This is a genomic window from Bacillus cereus group sp. MYBKT111-2 (genome assembly GCF_051915205.1).
Taxonomy (GTDB): Bacteria; Bacillota; Bacilli; order Bacillales; family Bacillaceae_G; genus Bacillus_A; species Bacillus_A paranthracis.
On record NZ_JBQAEG010000009.1, the window covers coordinates 94,528 to 121,492 of the forward strand.

Consider the following 26,965-nt stretch of genomic DNA (forward strand, 5'->3'; position numbering starts at 1 on the left):
TAGAACAAAGAGGTGAAAAACATGTCAATCGAATCACTATGGAGCAGCCGTTTCCAACAACATATGCAAAATATCATTACATACTTTGCACGTATGATTAACGGTTTACTATATAGCTTTATCTTTATTTCATGCGTTGGCGCATACTACTATGCTCAGTTTCTAAAAGCATCTCCTTCTAAAGGAATATCTTTACTACTCATCACGATTGTACTTACATTCATTATAACGAGATGCCCTATTCGTACATTTATTCAAAAACCTGACGCTGTCTATTTACTAGCACTAGAAGAGAAATTAACTTCTTATTTCAAAAAATCTCTTCTATACAATTACATCATTCAGCTTTTCCCATTATTATTTACGTTCCTTATTCTCGTTCCGCTTGCACTGCAATCATTACAATTAACGATACCTTTCTTATGTACAATCTTTATCATTTTAATGGTTACGAAAGCTTGGAACATATACATACATTGGATGTGGCGTGATCGTCACGAAAAAAATATATGGCTGATTATTCGTATTGCTTGTAACGCCCTAGTCATTTATATGCTGTTTTATGCGGCAAATGTTCTCATATTGGGCGGATTACTTTTACTGCTTGCTTTCCTGCTTCTTTATACGAAAAAACAGCCTACAAAACGAATACCATGGGATTACATAATCGAGCAAGAAGAAAAAATGAACGTTCGTTTTTATCAATTTGCTAGCATTTTCACCGATGTCCCGCAACTAAATAAGCAAGTAAATAAAAGAAAATGGCTTACAACTTGGATTGAACCTTTATTACATAAAAAACGAGCAACTTTCTTCTATTTACATACACTAGCATTTTTACGCGGGAATGATTATTTCGGTATATATATTCGCTTAGGGTTGATCGGTGCCTTCGCCTTATATTTTATACCAAGCATATACGTAAAAGGCGCTATCGCATATATCGTCCTATATATGATTTCTATGCAGCTCCGTTCCCTATGGAAATATTTTTCGGGAAATATTATTGTAACATTATATCCAATTGATACTGAAAAACGACTGAATCAATTTCTTCACTTACTCTTTATATTGCTAAGCATTCAGCTTGTTGTATTTTCAATTGTTATACTCATTGCTACAGGTCAATTTTTACATAGCCTTATCATTATGATTATCGGGTTACTCTGGATCAAATTTATTATTGTACCAAAAACGAAACAACGCGTTTCTTCGTTTTAACGAAAAGAATTATCTTAAATGCCAAGGAGAAAATAAAGTATCTCCTTGGCTTTTTTATTTTCCCTTCTCAAACAAGAATCACTGGTACAACCAACGTTTTATGATTTTTACATACAAAAACGATAATACATGTTTACATCCTAACAAAAAGGGTATCTATTAATTAACAGCGTAAAGGAGGGGCCTATATTGTGAATAAAAAAACGGAACAATTGGAACACCACGTTACGGATAATCAACGCAAACATGCTTTAACAACAAACCAAGGAGTAAAAATAGCCGAGGATGAATTCTCTTTAAAGATGGGCTTAAGAGGCCCAACCTTAATGGAGGATTTCCACTTTCGAGAGAAAATGACCCACTTTGATCATGAACGAATTCCTGAAAGAATTGTTCATGCGCGCGGAGTTGGCGCTCATGGTTATTTTCAGCTTTATGAATCGTTAGAAGCATATACGAAAGCAGATTTTCTTACTAATCCTTCAAAGAAAACACCTGTATTTGTACGGTTCTCGACCGTTCAAGGCTCTAAAGGATCCAATGACACAGTAAGAGATGTACGCGGATTCGCCACAAAATTTTATACAGATGAAGGTAACTATGATTTAGTAGGTAATAATATGCCTGTATTCTTTATCCAAGATGCTATTAAATCCCCTGATTTTGTCCATGCAGTTAAACCAGAACCACATAATGATATTCCTCAGGGAGCTAGCGCTCATGATACATTTTGGGATTTTGTTGCGCATAATCCCGAGTCTACTCATATGGTTATGTGGCAGATGAGCGACCGTGCTATTCCGCGTAGTTTACGAATGATGGAAGGTTTTGGGGTTCATACATTTCGACTTATTAATAAAGAAGGAAAAGCCCACTTCGTAAAATTTCATTGGAAACCTACCCTCGGGGTTCATTCATTAGTATGGGATGAAGCTCAAAGGATTGCTGGGAAAAACCCTGATTTCCATCGTCAAGATTTATATGAAGCAATTGAAAAGGGCGATTATCCAGAATGGGAGCTTGGATTGCAGCTAATTCCAGAAGAAGATGAGCATGCATTTGATTTTGATATTTTAGATCCAACGAAATTATGGCCGGAAGAAGAAGTTCCTGTAAAACTAGTTGGTAAAATGACATTGAACAAAAATGTTGATAACTTCTTTGCAGAAACGGAGCAGGTAGCTTTCCACCCTGGCCATGTCGTACCAGGTATTGATTTTTCAAATGATCCTCTTCTGCAAGGAAGATTGTTCTCCTATACAGATACACAATTATCTCGTTTAGGAGGCCCTAATTTTCACCAAATTCCTATTAACCAGCCCGTATGTCCTTTTCATAATAACCAACGTGATGGCATGCATCAAATGCAAATTCATCGCGGTCAAACAAGCTATCATCCTAATGGCTTAAATAACAATCAACCAGCAACCGTGCAAGCTGAACAGGGCGGATATGAGCATTATCAAGAAAAGATTGATGGACATAAAATTAGGGGGCGCAGTAAAAGCTTTCTTAACTTTTATTCGCAAGCTAAACTTTTCTACAATAGTATGAACCCTATTGAAAAGCAGCACATAAAAGATGCATTTTGCTTTGAAGTTGGGAAGTGCAAATCAGACATGGTGAAGGCAAATGTAATTGCTCTTTTAAACCACGTCGATCGTCAATTAGCAAAGGAAGTCGCTAACATGATTGGAGCCCCTTTGCCTAAAGAAAATCACGAAATAAATTCGGATGCAAAATCACCTGCACTAAGTATGTCCAACACTATTTTTAAAGCTGATTCCAAAAATGTGGCAATTCTATTGAATGGTGACCCAAGCGTCTCCCTTCTGTCCGAATGGATTCAAGCTTTTGTACAACACCGAATGAACTATAGCATCATAGATAATAAAATTCATCAATTCAATGATTCCATTAAAGTAACGGATATTTATACAACAGCAGACTCTGCACTTTTTGATGCGGTATTAGTGTTTAGTAGCGAATCTGTCATTCAACCCCCTGTTTTAGAATTTGCAGAAACTACTTTTAAACACTTTAAACCGATAGCCTATGTCCTTAGCGATCCTCATGCTTTAGACAATAGTAAAATCAAATTAGATGGAGCAGGAATTTACAACTTAACAAACACTTCAATTGAGTCATTTATAGAAGGCATTGCCCAAGGACGATTCTGGAACCGATAATATAAGGAGCGGATTAGAATGAGTAAAAAAATTGCTATTTTAATAACGGATTATTTCGAGGACACAGAATACACAGAGCCAGCAGAAGCTTTTAAACAAAAGGGATATGAATTAACAACTATTGAAACAGAAAAAGGTAAAACGGTACACGGTAAACAAGGAAAAAGTGAAATTGTAATTGATAAAGGTATCGATGACGTTTCTCCAGAAAACTTTGACGCACTCTTCATACCGGGTGGATTTTCTCCAGATATACTTCGTGCGGATGAGCGTTTCGTTCACTTTAGTAAAGCATTTATGGATGCGGAAAAACCGGTTTTCGCTATTTGTCACGGACCTCAGCTACTCATCACTGCACAAACACTTGAAGGACGTGATGTCACTGGATATAAATCTATTGAAGTCGATTTAAAAAACGCCGGTGGAAATTTCCACAACAAAGAAGTTGTCGTATGCCAAAATCAGCTAGTAACAAGTAGACAACCTGAGGACATCCCGGCGTTTATTGAAGAATCGTTGCGTATATTGGAATAGTTATTAAAGATTAATCAAAGTAGCTATTTAGCTACTTTGATTAATCTTTTTATTTGTATGAAAAACAAAAAAGAACCTTATTTTAATGATCTTTTCATACACCCTCTTTTCTCTCCCTGGAACTTCTAATCACTTTTCATAAGCAGTTCTCATATAGTGAAAATGACTATACAATTCCTATCCATAAGTTAAATCATGATTTTACACATATATAAATACAAAAGATGGGAGCCTTATTTATGAATAACAATCCACCTTCAACGCCCCCAAATCCAGCGGAAACGAATAATAATGAAGTGAGCTTACAAACGTTACGCGTCATCGGACTTATTGTACTGATTAGTGGCTACATATTAGTCACTCTTTCTGAAGTAGGAACGTTAAAAAATCTTTTACTACAACCGAGCACTACTCCAAATTTAGCTGAAGTTGATCCGTTTTAAAAGCCATATGAAAAGCGATTTCTAGCATCGCTTTTCATATCGTTTTATCCAATCTGAGAAACCTCCCCCTCATACTTCTCTCTCCCAATCGCCTTCATAAATAATAAAATACTGCTCATACCAACGATAAAGTACAGAGCACTCATGCCCCAAGATGCGATAAATGAACCTAGCATAACACCCAATGCCCCGTTCATTTTTGCTACTTGAAAGACCATTCCGTTAATCGCCATATATGAACCTCTCGCCTCATTTGGTACCATATCTGCCATAATAGATTGACGCACTGGCACATACATCATCTCTCCTACCGTTTGGAAAAGCCCTGCAATTAATAAAATCCATAAACTATTGCTCGTTCCGAGTATTGTAAATCCAATTGTATAAATGAATAAGCCTACATATAATATTTTCAAATCGTTGAAGTTTTTCAGCATTTTAATAAGAAGTGCTGAACATAATACAACTAAAATTGTATTCTCTGCAGAAATCCAGCTCAGCATGCGAATACCTGTTAAATCAAACGTAACACCATTCCCGAATAAAAAGTGCACCGTTTCAAATTCCTTCTGCAAACGTACTCCTAAATAATTATTAATTTGAAACTCTAACGATAATGTACATATACTTGCTGCACAAAAAATTAAAAATGCTTTATCTTTCATTACGACTTTATAACTATCCGCCATATCTTTTAATACATTTTTCCTCTCTACTGTTTTTCTCACTACGTACACTTCTTCCATATATACAGCCATCACATATAAAGTAATAATGGCAACAAGCGTTAATACGATGAACAATTGTAATCTATAGTTTTCAAATAGTAGCCCTCCAAATATCGCTCCAATCGCAATGGATAAATTAATTGCCCAATAGTTAATGCTGTACATCACTTTTCGATTTTCAGGTGTACTTACATCAATTAACATTGCCTCTGTCGCAGGGTTCATAAGTCCAGATCCTAAACTATTCACTAGCATAAAGATAAATGTTAACCAAGGTGAATCTATATAATCGGAATTTGCAATCCCCATACAAGCAATGGAAATGACTTGTATACTTTGACCGATAATCATAACCTTTTTACGACCAAGCCGATCTCCAACATACCCACCGTACAAACCAATTACTAATGAAGCTATGACATTAATAAGTAGTAACGCACCAGCAATCGCACTACCTAACTTTATTGAAAAATAAATCGCCATAAATGGAAAAATCATCGTGGATACAGTACGTGTTAAAAACGAAGTTATAATTCTAATTTTTATATTTCGATGCATACTCCAAAATCCCATTGTTTCCCCCTCCTTATGCTTACTTATTTTACTTTGAAAAAAAGGAAGAAAAAGGTTAGAATATTCTAAAGAGTTTCCCCTTTTATAATAGAAGGAAGTGTATATATGAAAATTATGGACTATTACATTAGACTAAGACTACATGCACAAGATCAACAGCATATGCGAAATAGCTTACAAGAATTAGCGGATGTTTTATATTGCAGTACGAAAAACGTAAAGATTTTATTAAAGAAAATGAGCGAGGAACAATTAATTCATTGGACTCCAGGGCGTGGCCGCGGAAATAAAACAGAAATTCTATTTATACATAATTTCGTAGAAGCGATTGAGTCCTATACAGATGAACTGTTAGCGCGAGAAAAATTAAAGGACGTTTTTCTTCTTTTAAAAGAACCTCTCCCCCTTGCACTTCAAAAAAAGATAGAAAATAAACTACATCATCATTTTGGATACGAACCTTCAAATGATATGTACGACATATTAAAAATTCCTATATCGAGAAAGATATTCCCCTTAGATCCGGCTTTTGTGGCTGTAACTACAGAGAGCCATCTTACGAATCAAATTTTTGATACGTTAGTCGTTTATAACGATGTTACGGAAAAAATGGAACCACACATTGCGCATACGTGGGAATTAAGTGGAGACGGGCTCACGTGGACTTTTTATTTACGAAAGGATGTATATTTTCATAACGAAACAGTTTTAACTTCTAAAGATGTACGATTTTCATTTGAAAGACTAAAAGAAGTTCATTCCCCTTTCAAATGGTTAACAGAAGAAATTGTTCAAATTGAAACACCATCACCACTGCAAATTCGATTTCATTTAGCAAAACCAAATTTATTTTTCTTACACTATGTAAGTTCCATACAACTAGCAATTTTGCCGCGTGATGCAGTTATTCAAAATCATCATTATATAGGTACTGGACCTTTCAAACTTTCTCATTACTCTGAAGATAATATCGTACTCGAAGCGTTCACTCATTATTTTAAAGAGCGCGCGTTATTAGATCGTATTGAATTTTGGAGTATTCCTGATCATGTACAAATCGATGCTGATTATGAACTGCCAAATGAAGAAGAAAATGAAAGGCATAATATACAAATAGAAGAAATAGGTTGTATTTATGCTGGCTTCAACTTTACAAAACCTGGTCCTCATCACGACATTTACTTTCGAAAGGCTTGGAGAGAACTATATGATGTTGAAATGATACTTCGTAGCATAGAAGGAAGACGAACAATTGCTGCATCAAGCTTTTTCCCTGAAAGAAGCCGCCAAGCTCCTAAAAGATCTTACTCTTTAGAAAAAGCGAAAGAGTATTTAAAAAAGAGCACTTATAATGGAGAGACGATACATATTTACTTCTTCGCATTTAAAGATAGTGCAAATGATGCATATTTCTTAAAAGAACGATGTGAAAGTTTAGGTATACAAGTAGAGCTTCACCCATTTCTCGTTTCAGATTATATGAACCGTTCTATCGATCAACATGCCGATATTATTTTCATGGGAGAAGTGTTTGCTGCTGATCATGAACTTGCATTCTTAAATGTATTTAAAAATAAAAGTTGCTTCGTAAACCGGTTCATGGACCTGCACTACGAAAAACAAATTAACTGTTTACTTGATACATTTTTATTAGAAGAAAATAAAGAAAAGCGCTACGAGCTCATGTATGAGATCGAAGAATTTTTACAAACAGAACACATCATTTTATTTAACTATCACGTTTTAAAAAGAAAGACATACCCTTCTTCTTTAAAAAACGTAACAATTGATTCATTCGGTTGGGCAAATTTTGCGAAGTTATGGATACAGCCATCCACGTATTAACATGCAAGTTTTTATAAAAGGAGAAGGTACTACATCCTTAGTAGTACCTTCTTCACATACAAATACAAACTATTATTTAATTACTTCATCTAAGTGATCTTTCAAGTTCAATAAATATTGCTCAATATCCGGATTCTTCACCACATCATAACAAGCAAAACTCTTTAACGGACTCATCCCAAGAAACTTCTGCACGCGGTGTAAATGACTAAGCGTTGATTCTAGACTTTCCCCTTCAAAGAACTTCGTCTTATCTCCAAATGAATTTTCAGGTGCATTCCAAGTTGTAGAGAACATATACTCTTTCTCTGTTAATAAACCACCTGTTCCGTATTCATCTGCACCTTTAAAGAACAAACCGTATTCATATACTTCATCCATATACGTTTTAAATAATCCTGGAACACTAAACCAATAAATCGGTGTTTGATAAATCACAACATCAGCCCATAAAAATTTATCTTGTTCTTCTTTTATATTGTATCCATCTTGAATCGTTGTTGTTTTCACTTGATGACTCTCGCTTAATACCGTCACCATATGATCCACTAACGTTTTATTTAATCGTCCTTCCTTTGTACCGTATTTTTCATGTCCATTTATAATAAATATATTTTTCATCGTTTTTCTCTCCCCTACTCTATTCCTCGTTTATTAACCCAAGTTGCTGTTTCAACGTAAGATTATCTTCTAAATGCCAGTCTTCCGTAATCTTTCCGTCTTTCACATGCAAAATATCTATTGCAGAAAAGCTAATATTTTTACCGTTATGCGTTCCTGTAAAAGAAAGACGAGCTGTTACTTTATCACCGACGACTAATAAATCTTCAATCTCGCAATGTATATTAGGAACGACTTTACGAAAATTTTGTGTTGCAAACTTTAACCCTTCAACACCTTGTGGTCGCCCTTTTGGCAACGTATTATCGAAGAAATTTTCAGTAACAGTCTGCGAAAGAAGCTCCTCTTTACCTGTATCCCAAAATGCATAAAAACGCTGCGCTGCATGAACCATTTCGGTCGCTTCCATTTTACTTAGTGAAGGATCGATTGTCATTTTTTTTGCCTTTGGCATTTCTTTTAATAACTGTACTTCAGTTTTTCCCTCCACGCCACATGCTACAAGCACAATACAAATAACAAACAAACTAAGAAATCCAAACAACTTTTTTACCCCCATGAAAATCACCTCCCCCTCATAAAAAAACTTTATATTTCGTATTGCTATTGTATATAGACTAACTTCCTTTATGGAAGTAGTGATATTTTTTTCATATAATTACCAAAAGTATAGTTTTGTGATACTATAAAGCAAATTCATCAAAAAAATTTTATGGAGGCTAGTTCCATGAACAATATAGATCCAGTTGAATTAACGAAAGGTTTACCTGGCATACCTTGTCCTATCGCTAAAACGCTTGATGTAATTCGTACGAAATGGACGTTTTTAATTATTCGCGACCTTCTTATCGAAGGAACATTACGCTTTAGTGATTTACAAAATCAATGGACGGCATTAGTCCGAAAACATTATTGCTTCAACTAAAAGAATTAGAAGCTCAAGACATTATAACGAGAAAAGTATATCCAGAAGTTCCGCCTCGTGTAGAGTACACATTAACGGATAAAGGAAAGCAATTAGAGAGGATTTTTATTGAATTAAAACGATTTAGATTAAGTTTATAAAACAAAAACCCCTTACCGTTGTAAGGGGTTTGATTACTTGGCAAAACTTTCAGCTAACTGTTTCTCTCTCCACATAAATGTAATAGCGAGACCAACTATTAAGACAACTCCTGAAAATGCATATGGATAATGAATATTCATATCAAATAATATTCCGCCCATCGCTGGTCCTGCGATATTTCCTAAACTCGTATAAGTCGAGTTCATACCAGCAACGAATCCTTGCTCTTTTCCAGCTGCTTTTGATAAAAACGTCGTTAAAGCTGGACGAAGTAAATCAAATGCAAGGAAAATAAAGCACGTAACGAGAAGTACAATCCAATAATTAAAGACTACCGTTGAAACGAACGCCAATACTGCACCTACAATTAAACAGATTTGAATTAACACTTTTTCACCGAATATATCAACCAATTTACCAAACATAAATACTTGCACAACTACCCCAAAGATTGAACTAATTGTAATAATTGCCGCAATATCTTTCGGTGTGAACCCAAACTTATGATCAGAAAACAGACTGAACACCGTTTCATACGCCGATAAACCGAACGCAAGTACAAATACGATAATAAATGCGATTGCATACATTGGATGTAATGATTTCTTTAAATCACCAATAAAGCTTGATTCTTTCGTATTAGAAGAAATCTCTGCAAGCTCTTCTTTCGTTAACGGTTCTTTCAAAATAAAGATCGAAATGACACATGCTATAAAAGCAATTGCTGCTGCAACGAAAAACGGCACACGTATACCGTATTCTGCAATAAATCCGCCGATTCCAGGTCCTATAATAAAGCCGGTACTAATAGCAGCAGATAAATACCCCATCGCCTTTGGACGTTCCTGTATAGATGTAATATCCGCAACATATGCCGTAACACCAGGCATAATAAACGCAGCACTAATTCCGCCTAACACCCTCGCTGCATAGAGCATCCATACATCTGTTCCTAATCCAAACAGAAGCTCTGAAACACCAAAAATAAATAATCCAATGATTATCATTTTCTTCCTACCATAAAGGTCGACCCACCGGCCTGTAATAGGTGAAGCAATAAGCTGAGCCATTGCAAACACTGCAACGAGATATCCCATCGTCTTACCTGTTAAACCCATATCATTCATAAAGGACGGCATAACCGGAATGATTAATCCAATCCCTAAAAAAGCAATAAATATATTACTCAAAAGAATGACCAATACCATCTTTTGTTCTTTTATCGGTTTCTTCACTTTCAACACCTCTTCCCGTAAGCTCCCCTCAAAAAAATAATGCCCAAGAAGCTTTTTCTTTATCCTGCTATTTGTGGGCTAATTATGAGTAGAGATGCCCCTACTCGTTAGAATTTCACTGTATCCTTCCACACATACATACGCATTAGGTGAATGACTATCATTCATTTTTCCTCAAAAATGAACCTACCTTCTCAGACAGGTTCATCTCACTATTTCTTTATATGTAATGCATGTGTTAAAAAATCTAGTACTTCTGCCTTTTGTAACTCGACTTGCTCATCATCTTTATGATCATATAAATACACTTGCTCCGCTGCTGATTCAACTAGAGCGATAAATAACTTCGCTGTTCGCTCTGCGTGAACCGAATCACGAATTTCACCCGCTTCTTTCGCCTCATTTAAAAATTCACTTAGCCACATATAAAGAGGCTCATACACAGCTTCCCATTCTTTTATATGTTCTGTAGATGCAAGACCCGCATACATTAAAGCTTGTATTTCACGATATTCCTCTATGAAGTGAAACACCGCATCTATTACTTGCGTTACTTTACTTGAGAAAGGCGCATCGTTTTGCACTTTTTCTTTTACTGCAAGTATCATCTTTTCAACCATCACTTCTGCTATTGCAGGCATAACAGATAACTTAGAAGGAAAATATAAATAGAAAGTTCCTTGTGCAATGCCAGCTAATTTCACGATATCAGAAATCTTCGTTTTTTCAACACCCTTTTCCTGAAATACTTCAATCGCTGCATAGACAATTTTCTCTTTTTTATTCATCATCTAAACCCTTTCACACGCGTATTGAATGACTGTCACTCATTTTATAAGATAATCGATTGTACTGTCAATGATAGTGAACTTTGCGAGGAAATCATTTTTTTCATAATAAAATCTCCTAACAAAAAATTAGGAGATAAAAATGCCAAATACCTTTAAGAAAGAGCCTTTAACCCTGTCACGCCGCATACAATAAGAGCTACACTAATGATACGTGCTTTACTTTTCGACTCACCAAACAGGAACATGTTTAATAAAACGGCACCTGCTGTTCCAATACCAATCCAAACCGCATACGCGACACTTACTTGTAAAAATAAGAAAGATGTATACAAGAATGCAAAGGATGTAGCAAACCCACCTATATAAAGAGCCCCATTTGCTAATGTTTTATCTTTACTATACATTTTAAGACCGATTACACCGACTATTTCACTAATTGCAGCACAAAATACGAAAAACCAACCCATCTTTAAGCAGCTCCTTCCATAGTATCTTCTTTATTATCAGCTAGCTTTAAACCGATAACGCCAGCTACAACCATCACGATAAAGAATAATTTTCCTACACTGAAACTCCCGCCAAAAAGGAATACATCCATTAAGAAAGTACCTACCGTACCAGCTCCGGCGAAAACAGCATATACAGTCCCTGTTGCAAGATGTTCACACGCTTTAGAAAGGAAGTGAAAATCAACAGCGATAACGCCTAAAATAATAATCCAATGCCACCAAGTATTCGCTGTATTAAAACCAAACACCCAAAAAATTTCAAAGATACATGTTAATATGACATATAACCAAGCTTTATTTTTCATACCTCTCACCTCTTATGACTGACTATCAGTCATTTTTATTTTAAAAAAATATGCTCTTTCATCCCTACTATATATAAACAACTATCATCCTCATTTACCTTTTATATTTGTTCCGTTTTCAAACTAACTACATCCTTCCAAAGAAAAAATGACTGAATGTCATTCATATATATTGTACATGAATATTTTAAAAACTGTCAATGCCGAAAGTTTATTTAAAATTTCTTTCATCTGATTTGTATATTTCCTAATAATCTGTCAATACTGCTAGTAACATAATATTTTCTCCACTCCCCCTTGGAGAGATCCCTTAAATAGAGCAGTTAGCTTTTGCTAGCTGCTCTTCTTTACATTTATTTCACCCAACATACCGAATCATCGCTACTTCATCACAATAATCTACCTTTGGACAATGTCTACAATCAATCCATACCTTCTCTGGTAACGCCTCTCTATTCACAAAATCAAACCCGCACTTTTGAAAAAATTCCGTTTCATATGTTAAAGAAATAACTCTGCTCACTTTTATTTTCGCTGCCTCATTTATTACATGGTTTACTAACATACGTCCGATCCCTTTCCCTGCATATGTATGCGAAACGACTAACGATCGTACTTCTGCAAGGTCCTCCCCTAATACATGTAAACCAGCAACTCCGACGATTTCTCCCTCTTCTTTCATAACATATAAACATTGTAAATATTGATAGAGAGACAAAAGAGAACGCGGTAAAACCACTCCCTCTTTTGCATAAACTTCAATGAGACTATAAATTTCTTTCACATCACTCGTAACTGCATTACAGATTTTCATATTCCATCCCCTTGCCCCCTGATATTAATATTTATAACTTTAAATGAATTTTAATACATAATTTTTATATAATAATACATCTCTCTTTTCTTCTCGTCAATCACTTTATACAAACAAAAAACCAAGCAATCTAATCGATGCTCGGTTCCTCATTTCGTATCGGTAATACCGTCGAATATTTAATTTCACGAAGTGCTAAACTCGTCTGTATCTTTGTAATACCAAGCTTATTCAGCTTTCTAATAAACTGCTCTAGTTCTTTACGATCACGATTTGCAACCTTTAATAAATAATCGTACTCTCCTGTTAAACAGTGACATTCTAACACTTCCGGCATCGATTCTAATTCTTTCTCCAACACTTCCAACTTGTCAAATTGATGAATATTCGTACTCATAAAAATGAAGCATAACAAGTCAAAACCAAGCTTCTCTTGATTTAAAATAGCTACTTGCTTATCAATGAATCCTTCTCCATCTAATCTTTTTATTCTTGCATGCATTGCAGCTGGTGATAAATTAACACGTCGTGCAAGCTCTGCATTACTTACTTGTGACTCCTTCTGCAATATATCTAAAATTTGGACATCTAGATCATCCAACACTTTAATAACAGACGACTCCATTATAATTCCCCCTTTTTTCTTACCGATGATTATTCGAAAAAACACCTTATAACTTATATAAAACTGAACATCCTTCTTTAAATATCATTCATAACAAAACATTTTATCAATTTTTATCCATTATACAAAAGAATATATTACACAATAAAGAAAAATGCTAAAATTATTTACAATTCACATTGATTACAACAAAGGGGATTTTAATATGCCTTATTTTTATGTCTTTTTACTATTACTAACGAGCTTATTATGGGGAGGAAACTTTGTCGTTGGAAAATCACTTGTTGATCACGCATCTCCAATGACACTTACAAGTTTAAGATGGATGATTGCGATCGTTTGTTTATTACCGATGGTATGGTTTAAAGAAAAGAAAATCATTCCACCACGCGCTGCGATACTTCCGTTAATATTGATGGGAATTTCAGGGGTTGCTCTTTTTAACATCTTTCAATTTTTAGCATTAGAAAAAACATCCGCAACAAATGTAGGGCTTATTTCTACATTAAATGCAATTTCAATCGCATTATTTTCTGTCTTATTTCTAAAAGAAAAAGTAAATACACTTCAAATTTTATCTATGATTCTTTCATTCTTCGGGGTTATCCTCGTCCTATTAAAAGGTAACTTTGCACTTTTATTTTCACTACATTTTAATAGCGGCGATTTATGGATGATTGCGGCAGTTTGTATTTGGGGAATCTATTCTGTTTGTAGTAAATGGGCAACAAAAACAACGACACCACTCATGGCGACGTTATACTCTGGTATTTTCGGCGTTATTTTATTACTACCATTTAACATAGGAAGCTTCACTGTTACAAATATCAACACTTCTTTTATAACATCACTTTTATATACTGGACTCATTTCCACAGTTCTTTGTATGGTATTTTGGAATGTTGGCGTACAAAAATTAGGAGCAACTACATCCGGCATTTTTCTAAACTTCAATCCCATTTTCACAGCTATTTTAGCATTCCTTTTCCTCGGAGAAGAATTAACGTGGATTCAAATTTTAGGGACAATGATCGTTGTGACAGGATGTTATTTATTTTCTCATTTCAAAACAGTTGCCGTTCAGCCAACTAGAGCTTTAATGCGAAAACATTCTTAATCCAAAAACATCGCCAGCGAAGTGGCGATGTTTTTATTTACGTTTCATTTCTTTCACATACTGCTTTTCTTCTTCTGGCGATAAACGTTCTGTCGCCTTTCCAGTATCACCACCTTGAATTTCCCACAAAAAGTTATGCTCCTCAACCGTTTGTGAAAAATCCCCTTTCTCCCAGCGCTCCAAAGTAGAAAGTAACTCTGACTTATATTTAAAATTCGTACCGCTTTCTACTGCGTTCTTCGCACCACGAATTTCCTTATTTGTCATTTCAATAAATCCCCATTTTTCAGAGGATTTCACTTTTTGATGTACCATCCTATGCATTGTAGAAATAATTTCAGCTTCACTAACTTGTTGCTTCTCTTCCTCTGCTTTCTTTCCTTGTTGTCCCATTACTTTTTGCGCTTTAAGACTCTTCTCCTCTTCTTCTATATAATTAATACCTTTAGTAACACCGAATACAGCTCCTATCGCAATTACGATCACTGTAATTGTCCCTATAATCCATTTTTTCATATTATGTATTCCCCATTCCCCTAATAATCACATAAACAAATGGAATCGCCTGCACACAGTCGATTCCATTTGTTTCCTTATTTTATTTTAAACCTTAAGCGCTTCTCGCACAATATAACTATCCACACATTGCTTGAATTTTATGATTTTTCCATTTTCAAGTTGCCATATATGAACAAATTCTGCTTCAAATGATTTTCCCGTTTCTTTATAAACTCCTGAATACATACCTTCAGCAATAATTACATCTTTTTCACTTACTTCATGATACGTATTTACACTTGCTTTATAATCATCCCATTCTGATCCTAATTGGCTAAATACATTTTCCATTATAGCTTCTACACCTATATAAGTTCCCCCGTACGGGAATCCTTCTGCCTCTGTCCATTCTACTTTTTCAGAGAGGGCTTCTGCTAAATGTTTTGCATTCGAAGAAGCTGATCCTTCATATGTACTTCGAATAATTTCTAAATTTGATTTAGACATGTTACTTCCTCCCGTTTTATTTTTTTTACACAAGATGTAACACATATAGTTACATCTTGTGTAAAAAAATATTAAATTGTTTTATTCTTAATTTATAAGTTGTAATCATTATAGTTACAATCATTATTCAAGTCAACAATTTATAAATAAAATCTACTTCGTTTTCATTACTTTCTCTTTTATGAAACGGTCTACATATCCTTCTGCTTTTACAACGAATAAATACGCACCCATTGCTAATAATGCAAGGTCTAATTCATATCCTGGATTCTTTCCATCTCCTAATAAACCTGCTGCTCCATTTACCTTTACGATAGCTCCAGCTAAAATAAGAGCGAATAACAATCCTACATACTTTACGCCTAAACCGATAATTAATAATATACCACCAACTAATTCAACTGTTGCTACGCCATATGCAAGACCGCCTGGTAAACCAATGCTTGTAAACCAGCCTGCTACGTTATCGATACCTGATTGAAACTTCGCTAAACCATGTGCAAAGAACGTTACTCCTAACACGATACGAATAATTAAATTCCCAATATATTGATTCATTTTTCCTCTCCTTTTGTTTTGTTATGGTGAACTTTTATTTACAAGTCAAAACAATACGGTATTTCATTTCATTCGTCAAATACTTTTTTAAAGAAAACAAAAAACATTATCCCTTTTACGGATAATGTTTTCCTACAAAGTAGCGTTAATTCAAGCTTTTACTCTATCGCACAAAAAGTTGAAACATTTTTCCAGCGCCAACATACGGCAATAATGATATATCCTCTTCTACAACCATGCCAACAACGTTCACTTTCTCATCTACAGGCAAATCATGTATAGCAACTTGCATCTCTCCAGCATATCTACCGTACAATTCATTATCAATTGTAATGCTGCCTTTCTTTCTTACAATTGCATTCATTGGCTGTAAAATCACTTTATTTTCTTCTCGTGATTCTACAGACCGAATGACATCACGGGCTGGATCCAGCCTATTTGTATGCACTTGCTCCACCACTTTTAATACTTCATTATCAGTTATAAATGATTTGTAACGCAATGGAATAATCCCTCTACTCGCACTCGCTATCTCTTGTACACTTTCTACACTTCCGCTTATATCCCCGATTAACACCTTATCGACACCACAATGTTGTACAAGTTCTAAGTACGCTTCAAGCGGGCGCATATTGCGGTGCTTTTCTAACGTTGGTAATCCTTCATATAACGGGCCCCGTTTCTCCCCATCCCCTGGAATAAATGCCATCGTTTTTATTCCGCACTCATGCAAATATTGATTTTGCTGTTGCAAGAAGGACTTTGCTAGTCCTGTTTCCGGGCGCGGGTAAAAATTATGCCATGCTTCTACATTCTCTACCCGTATCTTTTCAGTGATTAACTCTTTCCAAAATGAATCTGTAATCGTGCTCGCATTTAAAGCTACTTTCATTTTATGGGATACACGCGCGATTTCTTTCGGCGTGATGCCATAGTCCATTCGTAAACCAGTAATTCCCCACTCTACTAACTCTTCCACATTTTCGTACGTCATTCCTAAATGGTGTAGCGATTTTGGGGAAACATCGACCATTAATTCCATTTCATTTTCAAGAGCCTGTTTCCCAAGTATTTGAATTAACTCTTTATACGTATTTGGATCATCTTCTGGTATATGAAGTGATGTAAAAATAGATGAAAACCCGTTTTCCTTCGCTACTTTTAGCCACTCTTCTTGCTTCTTTACTCGTTCTTTTGCAAGGTAAATTGAAACTCCAATCATATGAATCTCCCTTTCTATAAATAGAAAAAGAGAAAGGAATCCCTTTCTCTATATGTTTTCTGCCATTTCTTCTTTAAATCCGAAGAAGTACGTAAAGATGAATCCGAACGTATATGCCACTACTAATCCAAGGAAATATAATAAATATTTATTATCAGCAATTAACGGAATTAACGATAATCCTGATACACCAATTCCAAGTGCAGCTGTTTTCATAACTGCTTGGAATGCACCGCCAACTGCTGCTCCTAAACAAGCTGTAAGAAACGGTTTTCCCAGTGGTAATGTAACCCCGTATAATAACGGTTCACCAATTCCTAAAAATCCAACTGGTAATGCCCCTTTAATTACGTTACGCAGTCGTTTGTTTTTTGTTTTTACAAAAATAGCAATCGCTGCTCCTACTTGCCCAGCGCCAGCCATTGCAAGTACCGGTAATAAAGGCGTTACGTGCGTTTGATTAATAAACTCCATGTGAATCGGTGTTAAACCGTGATGTAATCCGACCATAACGAGCGGTAAAAATGTTCCAGCAAGTACTGCCCCAGCAAACGCTCCGCCAATACTTAAAATACCATTAATTCCGCTCGTAATTCCTTCAGATAAGAAACCTGCTACCGGCTGAATTGCTAACATCGTTACGATACTTACGACTAACACAGTAATAAGCGGCGTTACAATAATATCAACTGCATTTGGTACAGCTTTTCGAACTTGTCTTTCCACTACAACCATAAGCCACGCTGCAAAAATAACTGCAAACAATCCGCCCCGTCCGGGTACGAGCGCTTCACCAAATAACTTTACGTTCGCCATCGCCGGATTGAAAATTAAAATACCAGCAATTGCCCCAAGAACTGGTGTCCCGCCAAACTCTTTCGCTGTATTCCAACCGACTAAAATGCCTAAGAATGTAAAGATACCGCCGCCAATAAGTAGTAACATTTGTAGCCATGTTGCATTCGGATCAGCGCCTGCGTTTTTCGCAAAGTTAGCAACCCCGTTTATAATACCTGACGCAACAAGACCCGGAATTAACGGAATGAAAATACTTCCTATTTTTCTTAAAAAGTTTTTCACCGGTGTATTATTTTTCTTCTTAATCTCTGACTTCATCTCTTGCCCAAGATCTTCAAGGTGATGATCTGCCACCTCACCAATTCGCAGTCCCGTTAAACCTTCCATCTCTGCTGCTACTTTATTTACCGTTCCCGGACCAACGACAACTTGAAGCGTCTCATCTTCAATAACGCCCATAACCCCTTCAACCTTTTTCAAAAGGTCCATGTTCACTTTACTTTCATCATGAAGCGTTAATCGTAGTCTCGTCATACAATGAGCAATGCCACGAATATTTTTTACTCCCCCAAGTTGCTCTGAAATTTCTCTGGCCATTCTCTCTTCTTTCTTCATAATAGAATCCCCCTCCCTATTATTTTATAGTGCCTTCTTCACAAACCCTTTCGCTTCTTTTAGTTTCTCCAGTGCTTCCCCATACTCACACTGCAATAACACCATAACAATCGCAGCTTTCACGTTACGTTCTGCTTTTTCATAATGCTCTGCCGCTACTTCATAACTAACACCTGTTGCTTCCACAATAATTCGTTTTGATCGTTCTATTAACTTTTCATTTGTAGATTGAACATCTACCATCAAGTTTTTATATACTTTCCCTACACCAATCATAGATGCTGTTGAAATCATATTGAGCACTAGTTTTTGCGCTGTACCAGCTTTCAAACGCGTTGATCCTGTTAAAATTTCTGCGCCTGTTTCTACTTCCACGTTTAGTTTTGCATATTTACTTATTTCAGCATTTTTATTACAGGAGATACTAGCTGTACTCGCTCCTACGCTATTCGCGTACTTCAAGCCACCAATAACATAAGGAGTTCGACCACTTGCTGCAATTCCAATTACAGTATCTTTCTCGTTTAATCCAATATTTTTTAAATCTTCTTCTGCTAACTCTTCGCGGTCTTCTGCCCCTTCTACCGCTTTAGTAAACGCTTTCAATCCACCTGCTATAAATCCTTGCACCATTTTATCATCTGTGCCAAATGTCGGCGGACATTCCACTGCATCTAGAATGCCTAAACGGCCACTCGTACCAGCCCCAATGTAAATTAAACGTCCCCCTTCTTCAAAAGATTTAATAACAGTCCCTACAACCTTTTCAATTTGTTCTATCTCTTTTTCAACTGCTAATGCAACAGTTCGATCTTCTTCGTTCATACTTTGTAGAACTTCTTTTATGCTCATCTCATCTAAATTCATCGTCTTCTCATTGCGATGTTCTGTCGATAAATTTTCTAACATATTACCACCTACTTTGAAATTTAATTTCATACTTTTATTATAACTTTAAGAAATTTAAAATCAATATTACTTTATTATTTTATGAAATTTCATTTCTTTTCATGACGAATTTATGTCCGTATGCAAAAAAAAAGATGGGGTCCCCATCTTTTCATTTTAACTTCCGTAACCGCAAAGCTTCTTCTCTTGTCTCCATAAATTGATCCAATACTTTATTACCAATACGATTAAACGTAATGACATATAAAGCATCAATCATATTCAATTGTGTCATTCTCGAAGCAATACTTGCAATACGATGATCTTGTTCTACATCTGGCATACAAAGACGAATATCCGCCTCTTTATATAACGGTGATGATTGATCAAGCTTTGTAATCGCAATAACTGTTGCACCTTGTCTCTTCGCATATTGCGCCATTTCGAGTACATCTTTCGTACGACCAGATGTTGAAATCGCCACAAATATATCGCCTTCTTTTAAATTTGTCACAAGCGGCAACATCATATGAAAATCAGATAGCATCATTGCAGTAAATCCGAGTCTTGTAAATTTATAAGCCCCGTCCATTGCTGGAGTTGCTGATCCACCTACTCCGTAAAATATAATTTTATCCGCATTTACAATACGATCCGCTGCTTTCTCAAGCTCCTTCTTATCAATAGCCGTAACGCTCGCCTCAATTGCAGCTTTATTCACATATGTAACTTTATTAAACAAGTCGTACGGGCCATCTTCCGTATTCATCACTGAAAAATCATTAATATTATAATCAGCAATCGTTAATTCACGAACGAGCGCGATTTTAAATGCTTTAAAGCTCCCAATCCCAATCGACTTACAAAAACGAACAACACTCGCTTCACTTGCACCTGCATTCGTTGACACTTCTTTCGTCGTTAAGTTCGGAACAATCTCTGCATTCTCCATTATGTACATGGCAACCTTTTTTTCAGCTGGTGAAAATTGATCCATATTACTTTCAATTTTAAATAGTAATGTTGAAGCTTTCACTATTTAACCTCCACTTCTTACGGTTGCGTTCACTTATTTTCTCTTGCTTCAAGAAGGTAAAAACCATCATCGCCAGGAGGATGAAACACATTTACAATGCGATTCCCTTTTTGATAAACAGTTCTTTCCCCTTCTGTCCACTTCTTTCCCCAACCGTTCATCCAAATCGTAACATCAGGTAAACAAGCAGTATATTTCAGCTTCTGATCGTACTCACCATCTGCTTCTTCTGAAAAAATAGAAACCGGAAAATCTTTCACTTTTGATTCTTTCCATGCAGTAAACGGTGTACATACTGCAATAAGTACGATTACACCGATAACCTTCTCCTTCGTAATCTTCACACTTTCCTCTCCTTGTCATATCACATACATAGATTTTACCATAATTACAAACCTTTCATGCCACATGACTATTGCTTGTTCCAATAAAAAAGAGCTTACCTAATTCAGATAAGCTCTTCCTCTTCACACGAAATATTTCTTTAAAAGCGGCGGCGTAATAATCGTCGTTAATATAACTACAATAACAATCGCTGTGAAATTTTCTTTCGCTAATAAATTCGCCGTAAGTCCATTCGCTGCGATGATAAGTGCTACTTCTCCGCGCGACACCATTCCTGCACCGATACTAATAGAAGATTGCAGGTTGAATCCTGTTAGCCTTGCTCCTAAACCTGAACCAATTAACTTTGTGAAAATCGCAATAAGCGTCATGATGATAATGAACCAAAGCTGGCTTCCGATACCTTGAAATGTAATTTCCATTCCGATACTTACGAAGAACACCGGTACAAATATTGCATAAGCAATCGGTTCAATTTTATGTTCTACTTCGTGCTTATACTCTGTTTGAGAAATGGCAATTCCGGCTGCAAATGCTCCAATAATGCCTGCAATTCCCATCATTTCACTGTAATAAGAAAAAGAGAAGCAAATAATAAGAGCCGCGCTAATTAACGCTTCTGTTACACGAAGCGGCACGAGCATTTTCATAATCCAAGGAACAACTTTCCATGCAATAAAAACAATGCTAACAAAGAAGATAATTTTCTTTACGATAACAAGTGTTATATTCACATCTTGCGTTCCTAAAAAGCTCATAACAAACGCTAATAAAATAACGACGATGACGTCATCAAATACGGCAGCACCTAAAATCGTTGTACTTTCTCTCGTATTCATTTTTCCTAAATCTCTTAGCGTTTGCACTGTAATACTAACTGACGTTGCGCAAAGTAATAATCCTAAAAAAATGGCATGAGATTGTATTAATCCAAACAGCAATCCTGTTACATAACCACCGATGAAAGGAAAAATAATTCCACCAGCTGCTACTGCAAATGAAGATTTCAAATTCCGATTTAACTCTTCTAAATCTGTTTCAAGTCCAGCCATAAACATAAGTAGTAAAACACCAATCTCACTCAATTCATCGATTAATTCAGAACTATTTATAATACCAAGTACAGCTGGACCGATAATAATACCGATAATTAATTTACCAAGTACAGAAGGCTGGCCAAGCCTCACGCTAATATCACCAGCTAATTTCGTACAAAGTAAAATGACGACAAGTTCAAAATAAAATAACATAACATCTTCTCCTACTTTAACTTTAATCAGTGGGTCGTTAACCCTCGTCCATTCCTGCAAGTAGTTTCTCCTATTCATCCGCATTTTATTTGTCATATTTTTATTTGACAAAATATTCTGAATTATATTAAGATTAATCCAGCAATTTTAAAAAACTATGCACCATAACTGTACCTCCATTTCCTTACATACTCTTTTCTAGTGGGCTCATACTACATTCGCAGTTATGGCAATGAAAAAACGGGGGAGAGTCCAAAGTGAAGTCATTATTACGAAAAAAGGCGATTACTACTGAATCACCACGACAACTACAAAGAACATTAACCGCACTTGATTTAACGTTTTTAGGAATTGGCGCCGTAATTGGGACAGGGATATTTGTATTAACAGGTATTGTTGCAGCGAAACATTCTGGTCCTGGTATTATGCTATCATTTCTTATTGCTGCATTTACTTGTGCTTGTGTAGCCTTTTGTTATGCCGAATTTGCTTCTTCTATTCCTGTCTCAGGAAGTGTGTATACTTACGCATACATGACAGTCGGTGAAGTCGTCGCCTTCATCGTCGGATGGTGTTTAATGCTCGAATATTTACTTGCCGTCGCAGCAGTAGCTGTCGGTTGGTCTGGTTATTTACAATCTTTACTACAAGGGTTTAACGTTCATCTGCCCGCCATAATCGCCTCGGCCCCTGGCGTAGGAAAAGGTGGTCTCATCGATTTACCAGCTGTTTGTATTTTACTACTCATTACAGGTCTTTTAAGTTTTGGTATACGTGAAAGCGCACGCATTAATAATATTATGGTTCTTATTAAATTGGCTGTTATTATCGCCTTTATCGTAGCAGGCGCAAAATATGTAAAGCCTGAAAATTGGACGCCGTTCATTCCATTCGGGTACGATGGTATTATTACTGGAGCTGCTACTGTATTCTTCGCCTTCTTAGGCTTTGATGCAATCGCAACCGCTGCGGAAGAAACGAAAAAACCACAGCGCGATTTACCAATCGGCATTATCGGTTCCCTTCTTATTTGTACTGTTTTATATATGATTGTATCTTTCGTTTTAACAGGTATGGTTCCTTATACACAATTAGATGTTTCTGATCCAGTTGCATTTGCCTTGCATTTCGTTGGCGAGGATACAATTGCCGGACTACTCGCTGTTGGAGCGATGACTGGAATGACAACCGTTCTCTTAGTCGTTATGTATGGACAAGTTCGCGTTTCGTATGCGATGAGCCGTGACGGTTTACTTCCAAAAGCGTTAGCACGTGTAAATAAAAGAGTGAAAATCCCTTTATTAAACACGTGGATTACTGGTGTTGTTGCCGCTTTATTAGCAGGACTTTTAGATCTGCACGTATTAGCGAATTTAGTAAACATCGGGACATTAACAGCCTTCACATTCGTTTGCTGCGCAGTACTTATTTTACGAAAAACACACCCTGACTTAAAACGCGGATTCCGCACACCTTTCGTACCTGTACTACCAGTTGTCGCAATTCTTTGCTGCTTATATTTAATGATCAATTTGTCTAAAACAACATGGATTAGCTTTGCCGTTTGGCTTATAGTCGGCTTATGCTTCTATTTCTTCTACTCTAGAAAGCATAGTCACTTAGCTACCGAAAAAACGAATGATGAAAAGAAAAAAGCATAACAAAATAGCTCGCCGTTTTAGCGGCGAGCTATTTTTCTGTACTATTATATTTTTTCGTTAACGATTGTAAAATGAAAAATATGCCGATGCAAGCTGTAAACGATGCCCAATTTCCTATTGGCGTTGCGTATTTCACAATTCCAATACCTACAAGTAATAGGAAAATAATCACCTGATATATGAGCTTCCACTTTTGCATATATTCCCTCCTTTACTTCGTTCCCTTCTTTTTCTTCTTCCATGCATTTAAACTATCAAAGAAGAAATTAATAAATAACGTGCCTAAACCCGCTAATAAAAACGTCATTAAAAATAGAACCCATATACTTTTTTCTTTTAAGAAATAATATCCTACAAGGAGCACAACCGCGATCCATACATATTCAAGAATTCTTTTTAGCTTTTTCTCTTCCAAATTATTCGCTCCTTCATTCTATGCTATTTTTAGTATAACAAAAAAGAAGCCTATCATGATAAGCTTCTTTTCTTCTCTCTTATTTGTTTATGCTTTTTTCAACAAGTGAAATCGTATACTCTAATGTACGATTCATCGTTTCTACTTGTGCATCTTTTACTTTTACATCTTTCACTACAGCTTCGGCCACTGTAATTTTTTGACTCAGTGCTTTCACTGAACCGTCCGTTACATTTGCAGCTTGCGCTTTTTTCACTACTGCTTTTGCAGATTCAATATTGATTTGTAATTTTTCTTTCGGTGTTTTCGGTTGTTCTACTACTTTAGATTGTACAAATGTTACATTAGCTGTTTTTAATTCGTTATACGTTTGAACGATTTGCTCTCCCGTACTCCCTACATTTTCAAATGCTTGCTTTGCATTATTATAGCTTTTCTCTAATTCTTGAAATGCTTCCTTTGAATATTGACCTGGCTTATCACCAAACTCATACGTACCAGCTAGCACTTCTTTTACTTTTCCAAGCTCTTCAAATAACGCATTTACTTGCTCTAATTTCGTACGGTTAGAAAACTCATTGTACGCCGCTAATACTTCTGAAGAACTTAACGCTTTACTATATAATCTTGCAAGTGCGATTTGTCCATTTAACGGAATACCGCCATTTCCATTGCTATCAGGATCCGCTCCAAGTGCAAATGGTACATTTGGATGATACACTTTTCCTGTAGCCGGTTGGCTATTTACTTTTTTACCATCTACATAAATAGCTACTTCACTTCCGTTATACGTTCCTGTTAAGTGATATGTTTTGTTTGCTTCTAATTGAACGCCAACGCGTTTATAACTGCCGCCAATGTGAGCCCATAATTCAACATATCCACTTCCTGTAGATTCAAAACCAATTCCGCCACTCTCTGTATTTTGCAAAATACCTTGTCCGCGAATTTCATTCATTGAAAATACAGTTTCTAGCGTGAACGTATTTGCTACTTTCTCTTTTTGTGCTGCTGAAAATGGAAGGTATCCAAATGTATTAGCTTGTCCATTCAATTTCATTACATTTGTTTTTAAAGCTTTATCGTATGCAATAGATACATTCCCTTTCACATCGCCCTTCGTTCCAAACGATGAATTATCTTTAAATGTACCATCTAAGAAATTCACATCAAAAACATCTGCCTTTGGCACTTTTACATTCGGATCAATATTATCTTTTTTCGTAGTAACTTCTGCCGTTAACGGCTGCGCACTTTCATTACCGAACGAATCGATTGCAACTACTTCAAGCATATATGTTTTTCCACCATCTAATCCTGCAAGCGTAAACGTAAGATCTTTTGGTACTGGATCACGATAAAACTCTGAGAATGCTAACAATTTATTCTTTATTTCGCCCGTTTGCTTATCTCTAGCTTGTACACGATAAGAGTGAACAAGAAGGTTATCCAACGCTTGTGGGAATGTTACTGTTGCCGCATTTTCTGTTACATTTGATACCGAAAGCTTTGCATCCTTAGCAAAGTAAGGTTTTTCTTTATCACGATCTTCTACATGTGTAAAAGTTTCTTTCTTTGCTGGTAATTTAATTTTCCAAGGCTCACCTGTCCAAGAATTTGTATGGAAATCACGACGATTGATCGTTACTTCTTCATCATCTACTTCTACTAATAAACCTTGGCTTAATGTACTAGCTCCTGGCGGGATCGTCCCTTGTACTTTACCACCTTCAACTTCCATATAACTTACTGAAGATGTACCAACTGATGTAAAGTCTTTTTGATGAATCGATCTCGGATCATCTAACGGATAATGTGAATGTCCTGAAAACGTAATAACCTGTGGATATTCTTTTAACACCTCGTTAATTTTCGCACTATCTTTTGTTCCCCACTCTTGGCTACCGTATACTGTATCTTTAATATGTTGGTGTAAAAATACGAAAATTGGTTTTTCTGGATCATCTTTTTGTGCCTTTGCCATTTCTTCTTTTAACCAATTAATTTGCTTGTCTGAATAATATCCATGAGTTGTCCCATCTTCCGGAGACATGACAAGGAAATGATACCCTTTTACCACTTTGTGATAGTAAATCGATTCCATTCCTGTTTTTTCTAAGAAACGCTTCTGTGCGCCCTCTACAGATAAACCGTTCCAATAATCATGGTTACCAAGAGAATTCATTCGCACAGCATCTTTATTTGCATTTTCATTATACACTTGCATGAAACGATCATATTGTTGCAGTGATCCTGAATCAGTAAAATCTCCCACAATTACAAACGCATCTTGTTTAGGTGCAAGTGTATTTAGTTGCTCGATTGCTCGTTTCCAACGAAACGTATCATCTGTTCCACTATTCTTAATATGTACATCACTTACAACCGGAAAAACGATCTTCTTCTCACTCGGTGCCTTTTCTTGCTTCTTCTCTTCCGCTTTAACTGATGTACCCCACGGAAATGATACAAATGCTAATACAAAAACCATTAATAATCCAATAAGACCTTTTACTTTGCGTAAAGCTGTTCTTTCCACATGAATCCCCCTCATAT

General features: G+C 36.1%; 28 protein-coding genes and 1 pseudogene. 8 read left to right on the forward strand and 21 right to left on the reverse strand.

What is annotated here, in order from left to right:
- Positions 1 to 21 precede the first annotated feature (21 nt).
- The 4 genes from ACTFNE_RS21845 (at position 22) to ACTFNE_RS21860 (ending at position 4,387) form a co-directional block, all read left to right on the forward strand.
- Positions 22 to 1,221: an ABC transporter permease gene (locus ACTFNE_RS21845; RefSeq protein WP_270705334.1), complete on the forward strand. Its 1,200-nt coding sequence runs from the start codon at positions 22 to 24 to the stop codon at positions 1,219 to 1,221.
- A gap of 191 nt (positions 1,222 to 1,412) precedes the next feature.
- Positions 1,413 to 3,410, forward strand: a complete 1,998-nt coding sequence (locus ACTFNE_RS21850; RefSeq protein WP_270705335.1) for a catalase — start codon at positions 1,413 to 1,415, stop codon at positions 3,408 to 3,410.
- Positions 3,411 to 3,428: 18 nt separating this feature from the next.
- Positions 3,429 to 3,944 carry a type 1 glutamine amidotransferase domain-containing protein gene (locus tag ACTFNE_RS21855; RefSeq protein WP_242277496.1) on the forward strand — a complete coding sequence of 172 codons (516 nt, stop codon included), beginning with the start codon at positions 3,429 to 3,431 and terminating at the stop codon, positions 3,942 to 3,944.
- A gap of 239 nt (positions 3,945 to 4,183) precedes the next feature.
- On the forward strand, positions 4,184 to 4,387 hold the full coding sequence (locus ACTFNE_RS21860) for a hypothetical protein (RefSeq protein WP_001063858.1): 204 nt from the start codon (positions 4,184 to 4,186) through the stop codon (positions 4,385 to 4,387).
- A 44-nt stretch (positions 4,388 to 4,431) separates the two neighbouring features.
- Here ACTFNE_RS21860 and ACTFNE_RS21865 read toward each other — a convergent pair whose 3' ends face one another.
- Positions 4,432 to 5,688 carry an MDR family MFS transporter gene (locus ACTFNE_RS21865; protein ID WP_270705336.1) on the reverse strand — a complete coding sequence of 419 codons (1,257 nt, stop codon included), beginning with the start codon at positions 5,686 to 5,688 and terminating at the stop codon, positions 4,432 to 4,434.
- Between the two features lie 84 nt (positions 5,689 to 5,772).
- On the opposite strand from ACTFNE_RS21865, the gene ACTFNE_RS21870 reads away from it, so the two are divergent.
- A complete protein-coding gene (locus ACTFNE_RS21870) occupies positions 5,773 to 7,533 on the forward strand; it encodes an SgrR family transcriptional regulator (protein ID WP_270705361.1) in 1,761 nt (586 codons plus the stop codon).
- A 72-nt stretch (positions 7,534 to 7,605) separates the two neighbouring features.
- Here ACTFNE_RS21870 and ACTFNE_RS21875 read toward each other — a convergent pair whose 3' ends face one another.
- Both ACTFNE_RS21875 and ACTFNE_RS21880 read right to left on the reverse strand, forming a co-directional pair.
- Entirely contained in the window at positions 7,606 to 8,154 is a 549-nt protein-coding gene (locus ACTFNE_RS21875; RefSeq protein WP_046198837.1) for an NAD(P)H-dependent oxidoreductase, read from the reverse strand.
- Between the two features lie 19 nt (positions 8,155 to 8,173).
- Positions 8,174 to 8,713 carry an ester cyclase gene (locus ACTFNE_RS21880; protein WP_046198838.1) on the reverse strand — a complete coding sequence of 180 codons (540 nt, stop codon included), beginning with the start codon at positions 8,711 to 8,713 and terminating at the stop codon, positions 8,174 to 8,176.
- 168 nt (positions 8,714 to 8,881) lie between these two features.
- On the opposite strand from ACTFNE_RS21880, the pseudogene ACTFNE_RS21885 reads away from it, so the two are divergent.
- Positions 8,882 to 9,219 (forward strand): annotated as a pseudogene (locus ACTFNE_RS21885) (winged helix-turn-helix transcriptional regulator).
- A 33-nt stretch (positions 9,220 to 9,252) separates the two neighbouring features.
- Here the strand turns inward: ACTFNE_RS21885 and ACTFNE_RS21890 are convergent.
- The 6 genes from ACTFNE_RS21890 to ACTFNE_RS21915 all read right to left on the reverse strand — a co-directional run bounded on the left by ACTFNE_RS21890 (position 9,253) and on the right by ACTFNE_RS21915 (position 13,499).
- Positions 9,253 to 10,455, reverse strand: coding sequence for an MFS transporter (locus ACTFNE_RS21890; protein ID WP_000742937.1), 1,203 nt, complete (start codon positions 10,453 to 10,455; stop codon positions 9,253 to 9,255).
- Between the two features lie 212 nt (positions 10,456 to 10,667).
- On the reverse strand, positions 10,668 to 11,246 hold the full coding sequence (locus ACTFNE_RS21895; RefSeq protein ID WP_002163739.1) for a TetR family transcriptional regulator: 579 nt from the start codon (positions 11,244 to 11,246) through the stop codon (positions 10,668 to 10,670).
- A 152-nt stretch (positions 11,247 to 11,398) separates the two neighbouring features.
- Positions 11,399 to 11,713: a DMT family transporter gene (locus ACTFNE_RS21900; protein WP_000539674.1), complete on the reverse strand. Its 315-nt coding sequence runs from the start codon at positions 11,711 to 11,713 to the stop codon at positions 11,399 to 11,401.
- A 2-nt stretch (positions 11,714 to 11,715) separates the two neighbouring features.
- Positions 11,716 to 12,060: a DMT family transporter gene (locus ACTFNE_RS21905; protein WP_000790625.1), complete on the reverse strand. Its 345-nt coding sequence runs from the start codon at positions 12,058 to 12,060 to the stop codon at positions 11,716 to 11,718.
- A 358-nt stretch (positions 12,061 to 12,418) separates the two neighbouring features.
- On the reverse strand, positions 12,419 to 12,874 hold the full coding sequence (locus tag ACTFNE_RS21910; RefSeq protein ID WP_046198839.1) for an N-acetyltransferase: 456 nt from the start codon (positions 12,872 to 12,874) through the stop codon (positions 12,419 to 12,421).
- A gap of 130 nt (positions 12,875 to 13,004) precedes the next feature.
- On the reverse strand, positions 13,005 to 13,499 hold the full coding sequence (locus ACTFNE_RS21915; protein WP_000446094.1) for an Lrp/AsnC family transcriptional regulator: 495 nt from the start codon (positions 13,497 to 13,499) through the stop codon (positions 13,005 to 13,007).
- A gap of 205 nt (positions 13,500 to 13,704) precedes the next feature.
- Here ACTFNE_RS21915 and ACTFNE_RS21920 point away from each other — a divergent pair, with 205 nt between their 5' ends.
- Positions 13,705 to 14,616, forward strand: coding sequence for a DMT family transporter (locus ACTFNE_RS21920; RefSeq protein ID WP_046198840.1), 912 nt, complete (start codon positions 13,705 to 13,707; stop codon positions 14,614 to 14,616).
- Positions 14,617 to 14,649: 33 nt separating this feature from the next.
- Here ACTFNE_RS21920 and ACTFNE_RS21925 read toward each other — a convergent pair whose 3' ends face one another.
- The 9 genes from ACTFNE_RS21925 to ACTFNE_RS21965 form a co-directional block, all read right to left on the reverse strand.
- On the reverse strand, positions 14,650 to 15,132 hold the full coding sequence (locus tag ACTFNE_RS21925) for a DUF6241 domain-containing protein (RefSeq protein ID WP_000758765.1): 483 nt from the start codon (positions 15,130 to 15,132) through the stop codon (positions 14,650 to 14,652).
- A gap of 87 nt (positions 15,133 to 15,219) precedes the next feature.
- A complete protein-coding gene (locus ACTFNE_RS21930; protein WP_046198841.1) occupies positions 15,220 to 15,621 on the reverse strand; it encodes a nuclear transport factor 2 family protein in 402 nt (133 codons plus the stop codon).
- Between the two features lie 153 nt (positions 15,622 to 15,774).
- Complete coding sequence (locus tag ACTFNE_RS21935) at positions 15,775 to 16,179, reverse strand: DoxX family protein (protein ID WP_046198842.1); 405 nt, start codon at positions 16,177 to 16,179, stop codon at positions 15,775 to 15,777.
- A 163-nt stretch (positions 16,180 to 16,342) separates the two neighbouring features.
- Complete coding sequence (locus ACTFNE_RS21940; RefSeq protein ID WP_082112698.1) at positions 16,343 to 17,401, reverse strand: DUF871 domain-containing protein; 1,059 nt, start codon at positions 17,399 to 17,401, stop codon at positions 16,343 to 16,345.
- A 48-nt stretch (positions 17,402 to 17,449) separates the two neighbouring features.
- The gene (locus ACTFNE_RS21945) at positions 17,450 to 18,814 is read right to left on the reverse strand and encodes a PTS transporter subunit EIIC (RefSeq protein ID WP_000711320.1); all 1,365 of its coding nucleotides are present in this window, start codon (positions 18,812 to 18,814) and stop codon (positions 17,450 to 17,452) included.
- Between the two features lie 24 nt (positions 18,815 to 18,838).
- Positions 18,839 to 19,723: an N-acetylmuramic acid 6-phosphate etherase gene (gene murQ / locus ACTFNE_RS21950; protein ID WP_046198843.1), complete on the reverse strand. Its 885-nt coding sequence runs from the start codon at positions 19,721 to 19,723 to the stop codon at positions 18,839 to 18,841.
- Between the two features lie 151 nt (positions 19,724 to 19,874).
- A complete protein-coding gene (locus ACTFNE_RS21955; RefSeq protein WP_000648163.1) occupies positions 19,875 to 20,738 on the reverse strand; it encodes a MurR/RpiR family transcriptional regulator in 864 nt (287 codons plus the stop codon).
- Between the two features lie 29 nt (positions 20,739 to 20,767).
- A complete protein-coding gene (locus ACTFNE_RS21960; protein ID WP_270705342.1) occupies positions 20,768 to 21,082 on the reverse strand; it encodes an outer surface protein in 315 nt (104 codons plus the stop codon).
- Positions 21,083 to 21,205: 123 nt separating this feature from the next.
- A complete protein-coding gene (locus tag ACTFNE_RS21965; protein WP_370530089.1) occupies positions 21,206 to 22,429 on the reverse strand; it encodes a cation:proton antiporter in 1,224 nt (407 codons plus the stop codon).
- A 161-nt stretch (positions 22,430 to 22,590) separates the two neighbouring features.
- Between ACTFNE_RS21965 and ACTFNE_RS21970 the strand changes: the two genes are divergently transcribed.
- Positions 22,591 to 23,994, forward strand: coding sequence for an amino acid permease (locus ACTFNE_RS21970; protein WP_046198846.1), 1,404 nt, complete (start codon positions 22,591 to 22,593; stop codon positions 23,992 to 23,994).
- Positions 23,995 to 24,022: 28 nt separating this feature from the next.
- Here ACTFNE_RS21970 and ACTFNE_RS21975 read toward each other — a convergent pair whose 3' ends face one another.
- The 3 genes from ACTFNE_RS21975 to ACTFNE_RS21985 all read right to left on the reverse strand — a co-directional run bounded on the left by ACTFNE_RS21975 (position 24,023) and on the right by ACTFNE_RS21985 (position 26,948).
- Positions 24,023 to 24,193: a hypothetical protein gene (locus ACTFNE_RS21975; RefSeq protein ID WP_001174836.1), complete on the reverse strand. Its 171-nt coding sequence runs from the start codon at positions 24,191 to 24,193 to the stop codon at positions 24,023 to 24,025.
- Between the two features lie 12 nt (positions 24,194 to 24,205).
- A complete protein-coding gene (locus ACTFNE_RS21980) occupies positions 24,206 to 24,409 on the reverse strand; it encodes a hypothetical protein (RefSeq protein WP_000391504.1) in 204 nt (67 codons plus the stop codon).
- Positions 24,410 to 24,488: 79 nt separating this feature from the next.
- Positions 24,489 to 26,948 (reverse strand): LamG-like jellyroll fold domain-containing protein, encoded by a 2,460-nt coding sequence (locus ACTFNE_RS21985; protein WP_046198847.1) that lies wholly within the window; start codon positions 26,946 to 26,948, stop codon positions 24,489 to 24,491.
- Positions 26,949 to 26,965 lie beyond the last annotated feature (17 nt).

Coding starts and splice junctions, on each gene's coding strand:
- ACTFNE_RS21845 (WP_270705334.1), top strand. CDS start 22: ATGTCAATCGAATCACTATGGAGCAGCCGTTTCCAACAACATATGCAA.
- ACTFNE_RS21855 (WP_242277496.1), top strand. CDS start 3,429: ATGAGTAAAAAAATTGCTATTTTAATAACGGATTATTTCGAGGACACA.
- ACTFNE_RS21860 (WP_001063858.1), top strand. CDS start 4,184: ATGAATAACAATCCACCTTCAACGCCCCCAAATCCAGCGGAAACGAAT.
- ACTFNE_RS21865 (WP_270705336.1), bottom strand. CDS start 5,688: ATGGGATTTTGGAGTATGCATCGAAATATAAAAATTAGAATTATAACT.
- ACTFNE_RS21875 (WP_046198837.1), bottom strand. CDS start 8,154: ATGAAAAATATATTTATTATAAATGGACATGAAAAATACGGTACAAAG.
- ACTFNE_RS21880 (WP_046198838.1), bottom strand. CDS start 8,713: ATGGGGGTAAAAAAGTTGTTTGGATTTCTTAGTTTGTTTGTTATTTGT.
- ACTFNE_RS21895 (WP_002163739.1), bottom strand. CDS start 11,246: ATGATGAATAAAAAAGAGAAAATTGTCTATGCAGCGATTGAAGTATTT.
- ACTFNE_RS21900 (WP_000539674.1), bottom strand. CDS start 11,713: ATGGGTTGGTTTTTCGTATTTTGTGCTGCAATTAGTGAAATAGTCGGT.
- ACTFNE_RS21905 (WP_000790625.1), bottom strand. CDS start 12,060: ATGAAAAATAAAGCTTGGTTATATGTCATATTAACATGTATCTTTGAA.
- ACTFNE_RS21910 (WP_046198839.1), bottom strand. CDS start 12,874: ATGAAAATCTGTAATGCAGTTACGAGTGATGTGAAAGAAATTTATAGT.
- ACTFNE_RS21915 (WP_000446094.1), bottom strand. CDS start 13,499: ATGGAGTCGTCTGTTATTAAAGTGTTGGATGATCTAGATGTCCAAATT.
- ACTFNE_RS21920 (WP_046198840.1), top strand. CDS start 13,705: ATGCCTTATTTTTATGTCTTTTTACTATTACTAACGAGCTTATTATGG.
- ACTFNE_RS21925 (WP_000758765.1), bottom strand. CDS start 15,132: ATGAAAAAATGGATTATAGGGACAATTACAGTGATCGTAATTGCGATA.
- ACTFNE_RS21930 (WP_046198841.1), bottom strand. CDS start 15,621: ATGTCTAAATCAAATTTAGAAATTATTCGAAGTACATATGAAGGATCA.
- ACTFNE_RS21935 (WP_046198842.1), bottom strand. CDS start 16,179: ATGAATCAATATATTGGGAATTTAATTATTCGTATCGTGTTAGGAGTA.
- ACTFNE_RS21940 (WP_082112698.1), bottom strand. CDS start 17,401: ATGATTGGAGTTTCAATTTACCTTGCAAAAGAACGAGTAAAGAAGCAA.
- ACTFNE_RS21945 (WP_000711320.1), bottom strand. CDS start 18,814: ATGAAGAAAGAAGAGAGAATGGCCAGAGAAATTTCAGAGCAACTTGGG.
- murQ (WP_046198843.1), bottom strand. CDS start 19,723: ATGTTAGAAAATTTATCGACAGAACATCGCAATGAGAAGACGATGAAT.
- ACTFNE_RS21965 (WP_370530089.1), bottom strand. CDS start 22,429: ATGACAAATAAAATGCGGATGAATAGGAGAAACTACTTGCAGGAATGG.
- ACTFNE_RS21975 (WP_001174836.1), bottom strand. CDS start 24,193: ATGCAAAAGTGGAAGCTCATATATCAGGTGATTATTTTCCTATTACTT.